Here is a 348-nt window from a genome sequence, read left to right on the forward strand (position 1 = left end):
GGCGGTGAGAAGTTCGAGAAGCTGACTTTGGGTGAGAACTCTGTTTCGACGGAAATCACCGATGAGCCAGGTTCGGGCACGGGTACTGGCACCGGCAACGAGGGCGACAAGTTCGAAGTCACCATCGTCAGCAAGGGTGATGTCACCGAAGACCAGCAGCCGTCCTTCACCATCCGGATCAGCGAAAAACTCGATCACGATGTAACGGTCACGCTGAGCAACAATCAGCAGGTCGTCATTCAAGCGGGTAAAACCGAGGTCGATTACTCGCTGCCGGCCCAGGGCGATGACGTATTCAAAGACGCAGGTGAAGTTTCGCTGGGTGTCACCGATGCGACCGTCGCCGGC

Annotated in this window: 1 protein-coding gene; it reads left to right on the plus strand. The window is 57.2% G+C overall.

From position 1 onward, the window contains the following. Positions 1 to 348: immunoglobulin-like domain-containing protein (locus AC1MHZ_RS23415; RefSeq protein ID WP_482967017.1), on the plus strand; the 348-nt coding region annotated here is incomplete at both ends.

The sequence above is a fragment of the Pseudomonas sp. FA-1 genome (assembly GCF_056856075.1).